The 4588-nt window shown below is 69.8% G+C and carries 8 protein-coding genes; 6 read left to right on the plus strand and 2 right to left on the minus strand.

The genetic code is table 11. The features are described 5' to 3' along the window. Positions 1 to 177 precede the first annotated feature (177 nt). Positions 178 to 405, minus strand: coding sequence for a hypothetical protein (locus OTB19_RS43520; protein WP_324290592.1), 228 nt, complete (start codon positions 403 to 405; stop codon positions 178 to 180). Continuing rightward, the gene (locus OTB19_RS41610; RefSeq protein ID WP_324290593.1) at positions 402 to 1715 is read right to left on the minus strand and encodes a Tat pathway signal protein; all 1314 of its coding nucleotides are present in this window, start codon (positions 1713 to 1715) and stop codon (positions 402 to 404) included. Before OTB19_RS41610 ends, OTB19_RS43520 begins: the two co-directional genes overlap by 4 nt. A gap of 59 nt (positions 1716 to 1774) precedes the next feature. Here OTB19_RS41610 and OTB19_RS41615 point away from each other — a divergent pair, with 59 nt between their 5' ends. The 6 genes from OTB19_RS41615 (at position 1775) to OTB19_RS41640 (ending at position 4490) form a co-directional block, all read left to right on the plus strand. Then, on the plus strand, positions 1775 to 2158 hold the full coding sequence (locus OTB19_RS41615; protein ID WP_267804065.1) for a hypothetical protein: 384 nt from the start codon (positions 1775 to 1777) through the stop codon (positions 2156 to 2158). Next, on the plus strand, positions 2155 to 2673 hold the full coding sequence (locus OTB19_RS41620) for a hypothetical protein (RefSeq protein WP_267804066.1): 519 nt from the start codon (positions 2155 to 2157) through the stop codon (positions 2671 to 2673). The genes OTB19_RS41615 and OTB19_RS41620 overlap by 4 nt, the downstream gene beginning before the upstream one ends. 63 nt (positions 2674 to 2736) lie before the next feature. Continuing rightward, complete coding sequence (locus tag OTB19_RS41625; protein WP_267804067.1) at positions 2737 to 3147, plus strand: hypothetical protein; 411 nt, start codon at positions 2737 to 2739, stop codon at positions 3145 to 3147. A 76-nt stretch (positions 3148 to 3223) separates the two neighbouring features. Continuing rightward, positions 3224 to 3424: a DUF5999 family protein gene (locus tag OTB19_RS41630; protein ID WP_267804068.1), complete on the plus strand. Its 201-nt coding sequence runs from the start codon at positions 3224 to 3226 to the stop codon at positions 3422 to 3424. Next, positions 3421 to 3975: a DUF6624 domain-containing protein gene (locus OTB19_RS41635; protein WP_267804069.1), complete on the plus strand. Its 555-nt coding sequence runs from the start codon at positions 3421 to 3423 to the stop codon at positions 3973 to 3975. The genes OTB19_RS41630 and OTB19_RS41635 overlap by 4 nt, the downstream gene beginning before the upstream one ends. Further along, complete coding sequence (locus OTB19_RS41640; protein WP_267804070.1) at positions 3972 to 4490, plus strand: hypothetical protein; 519 nt, start codon at positions 3972 to 3974, stop codon at positions 4488 to 4490. The genes OTB19_RS41635 and OTB19_RS41640 overlap by 4 nt, the downstream gene beginning before the upstream one ends. The last annotated feature ends 98 nt before the right edge of the window (positions 4491 to 4588 follow it).

Genomic DNA, 4588 nt, shown 5'->3' on the forward strand with positions numbered 1-4588 from the left:
CACTTACGAGGTGCCCTCTTGCTCGGGTCTGATGGAAGCGTAGAAACTCCCATCATCCCAGGTCAGCGGGCACCTCTTCTGATTTCTCCATCCACAGCCCGACCACTACGCGGTGGATCCAGGCTGATCGGTCCGGCCGGAGGCTGGCTCCGGCGGCTTGCTGGCGGCGTGGCCGGGTCAGACTACGTGGGCGAGGAGCTCGCGGGCCCGCTGGTCGAGGTCGGCGGCCATATGCCCGCCGCGGCCTTTGACCGGGGAAAGGGACCGTCGCATCTGGACGACGGTGTCGCGTGCCCTGCCGGAGCGGATGCCTGCCATGGCGTCCAAGGCTCGGGTCCACGTCTGGCACGCGTCGTCGAGGTGGCCTTGGCGGACCTGGACGTCTCCGAGGTATCCCAGGGTCACTGCGTGGGTACGTGCGTACGGAAGCGCTCGGGTGCGGACGCTGCGCCGGAAGGCCGCTTCGGCGCCCTTAAGGTCGCCCAGGTCTCGCAGGTGCAGGCCATCTCGTGCGACAGGGACGCCTCCGCGAAGAACGCGACCCGGTCGGGTTCCTCAATGCCAGGATCAGCGGCGGCCAGGTCCGTGCTCGCGCGGGTCAGGGCGGCCAGCGCCTCCTTCTTCTGTCCGTTCACCGCGAGCGCCCGGGCATGGACCACGCCCAGCAGGGCCCGCTCGCGGGGAGTGGCCAGTTTGTAGCGGCGCTCGGCCAGCGAGCCTTCGGCCAGTTCCAGTGCCCGACGGGGATGGTGCAGGTCGACGGCCTGGTGTGCTGCAGCACGCAAAATGTGCCCGGCCAGCGCCGGCGCGTCAGCTTCGGCAGCCATGCGCAGTGCGACCCCGAACTGCTTCTGCGCGACGGCATGTTCGCCGGTGTCAAAGCTGGTCCAGCCTGCGAGGTAGACGAGTTCAGCGGCAGCAGTGATCAGGTCGCAGCGGACCCGCTCGGAGGGAAAGCGGCCGGCGAGGTACGTGGCGACGTCGGTTTGCAGGTAGAAGGCCAGCGCGGTGCGTCCGGCGCCGCCGCCCAGGCGCTGGTCCTGACCGGAGTAGAAGCGGGTGGCCTCCTGTATCGCGGCCACGTGCCCGGCCGTGACGGTCATGTGTGTCCGGGGTTTACGGGTGCGGGCGCTGTCGCGGGTCTGGTCCCACCAAGCGGTCGGAGGCAGGGCAGCGCCCGCCACCGAGTACGCCGTGGCGGAGAGTGCGGTGCGCCGGTCCATGGTCATGCCGTCCCCGAAATCTGCCAGTGCGGTGGCCGTGTCGATGTCCCAGGCCGACCGGACCTCGTCGGCCCCGGCGCGCGGGACGAGCCCGATGTGTGCCGGGGTGACGATGCGTCCGAGACGGCGCGAGAGCGTCTCGCACAAGATAGACGCCGCTCGGGGCTCGGGCCTTGTACCGCCGACCCACATCGCGACGTGCGGCTGGCGCACGGCAGCAAGTTCACTGGCTCCGGTCTCGGTGGCAACCCTGGTCATCGCGGCGGCCAGTTGCGCCTGGGACCAACCGGATTCCGCGATCACCGAGGCCAGCAGCGTGTTGCGTTCACGGGCCATGGTGCGCTCCTTCTCCCCGGAATGATCTTTGATGGGTTTGATGGGGTTGCCCGGCGCCAGGGTCTGCCCGGAGTGCCCGGGGCGCGGTTTGCTTTCCGCAACCACCGTATTACCCAACTCCCCTTCGGGGGTGGGAATCCGGACGCCTTCAACCATCAGGGCGCCTGCCGAGAGCCGCGTCCCGTCCGCCGTCCGATTCCCTGTGAGGAGCTGACGTGAACGAGCTGACCAGCATCGCCCTGGCACTGTCCCCGAGTCTGGGCACGGCCTGTGTGGCAGCCGGCGTCCTGGGGCACCTGAAGCGTACGGCGGCCGCCCGGGCCCGGATCGCGGCGGACGCCGAGGCTGCGGAGCGACTCTCGGCCCGGGACGAGGAGGCGCTGCACACGGCCACGGTGCGCCTGCCCACGATGGCCGCCGGCCCTCGTCCTGTCGGCGAGCACTGCGCAGGCTCGCTCCTGCACCCCAGCCTGGTGGGGACGGCTTTCGGCGAGGCTCAGCAGGTTTTGCTGCGCCAGGCCGCGTCCCTCCTCAACTCCGTAGGGCAGCAGGTCCCCTCATCGGCCGTTCCGGCGGCTGAGGGAGAGAGGGCGCTGTGACACAGTTTCAGGCCGCTCACTGGCCCCCGATCAGCCGGGACGTCCCCGGCCTTCTGTCCGCGTACGAGAGCGTTCTGGCTTGGCCGCTGATCGTGGGGAGCGACATCGTGTCAGCCCGCGGCGCGCTCTCGCTGTTGCGGGAGTCCCCTCGTCTTGAACTGCAGACAACATGCTCCGCGTTCGACGCGGTGATCGTCCCGGCCGCCCTGGGGTCAGATCTCCTTGTCTTGACCGACCGCCGTGATCAGGCCCTTCCTCCCCTCCCCTCCCTCGTGTACGGAAGCGGCGAGACGCTGCTGGTCGTCGCACCGGGCACCGCTGCCCCCTTGACCGGGGTTGCCGGTGTCCGTGTGGAGTCCGGTCCAGGTGGCCGCATCGCGCTCCCGCCCTCGGGTGGGGCGCGATGGGACACCTGGCCCTGGGCGCTCGCCGAGCCCGCGCCCGTCACCCTGACCGACGGCGTCTGCCTCTTGCCGCTCCTGCGGACCACCATGGCCAGCGCGCTCACCGGCTAGCCCCTCAGTCCCCGAGCCCGTGCGGGCCCAACCTGTCTGCGTTCGCTTCTCTGAGGAGTCGTCGTGTCCGTCTCCACCTCTGCGCCGCCGAGTCCGCCGGAGGACTTCGCCCTCTTCATCAAGGGCCTTGCGTGTGCCCGGGAACTGACTTCCTTGTCGGAGGCCGCCCGTACTTGGGACGCCCTCGACCTGGCCACCGGGCCGCCAGCTCCTCCCACCGACGAGGTCCCGGCGCTGGTCACGGAGCTCCAGGGGATTTTGCACACGCTCGGGGGCTGTGCTCCGCGGTTGCTGGCGATCCACCGGAAGGCGGTGGAGTCGGGACAAGGGGAGGAAACCGCGATGGAGGATGCCCTCCTCTGCGCCGAAGGGCTACTCCGCAACTCGACGGCGACTCGGACCGAGCTGGGCTACCTACGCCTCCTCGCCGCCTGCGCACAGACGATCTTCGACCTAGCCGGCGACACCCCATAAGCACCGGACACCCGCACCAGACACTCGAACACCGTCCCTGGGCACCGGTCGTGCCCCATCCGATCGAGGACCTCCCATGTGCCAGCACAAACCCCGCTGCCCGGATGCCGACTCCCCGGACCGAGACCAGGCCCAGCTCGTGGCCCAGGCCGTCTCCCAGGGGTGGGGCCGCCGGTGCAACGGATTGTTGATCTTCGACGACACCGGTGAACTGCTGCCGGACGGGCAGATCATCGCCCCGCACCGCCCGCTCCCCAAGCTGGCCGGTGCCGCATGACCTCTCCGGCAACCACCGTCACGGTCCTCTTGGCCCCGGTCGCGCAACAACTGACGGAGATGGGACGCGCTGAGCGCCGCGCTCAGCTGATCGCCTGGCGGATCCCCTCGACGCATCGCGAGAAGGAACTGCATCAGCTCCAGCGGACCAATGCCACCCACCTCAAGGAGATCGTGTCCGCGCACGGCTGGCCGACAGCTGGGCTGGTGGGCGACGAGGCCGCCGTCTACGCCGTACGGATCCTGCTGGCCTGCCAGGAGCCTGGCTTCCTGTTCCTGTGCCGCGACTTGATGAAGCCGGCGGTCGACAGCGGCGAACTCCCGGAGCAGCACTTCGCCCACGTCGTCGACGTCTGCGCGGTGGCCATGTCCGTTCCCCAGACCTACGGGACCCAGGTCAACCCCCGCACTCTGCGCCCGTACCCGATCAGGGACGTCAAAGCCGCTGAACGTCTGCGGGCCGACATCGGGCTCGTGCCCCTAGCCGAGCAGACCGCCGCCTACCTCGCACGCGGTGCGGGTCCTGACGCGGCGGGATGGGGCCGACCATGAGCAACACCGACCCCACTCGTCCAGCCGACTCATCTGGTGGACGCCGACAGCGTGTCTCCAAGGACTCCCCGGCCCGACTGAGGCGTCTGGCGGTGGCCGTCCTCGCGTTACGCCGCCACCTGCGCAGCACTCCGGTGGCGGTGCCGCGCGGGGCGTCGAGAGCGCACACGGCCCGGGCTCTCGGCTCCTGCCTCGGACTTTCGGAATCGCTGGCCGCGGCAGCACTCGGCGTACTCGAACAGCGTGGTGACCTTGCCTTCGGCGGGGGCACGCTGGTCGCGGTTCCCCCGGGGGAGCCGCACCCCGACGATCTGGACATCACCATCCTGATCCAGGAGACCGCCCTGGCATACGATCCCGGGCAGGTCCTGCCCCACGGGCTGATCGCCCTGGACGCCGGGGTCGAGACCGCACAAGTACGACGCGCGGCCCGCCCGTTGATCTGGTCGGGTCTCCTTCAGTGGCGGCCGCGCGGCCCCCACGGGCTGTCAACGGACAGTGGGACATCCGGGTGAGCGGACAGTTCAGATCCCTGTGCACGGACAGCTGATCTCCTCGTCCGGTATGACTATTCATCCCGCTGATGGAGGCCCGTGCGGGTGTCCGTGGCCCG

This window comes from Streptomyces sp. H27-H5, from assembly GCF_026627505.1.
Classification (GTDB): Bacteria; Actinomycetota; Actinomycetes; order Streptomycetales; family Streptomycetaceae; genus Streptomyces.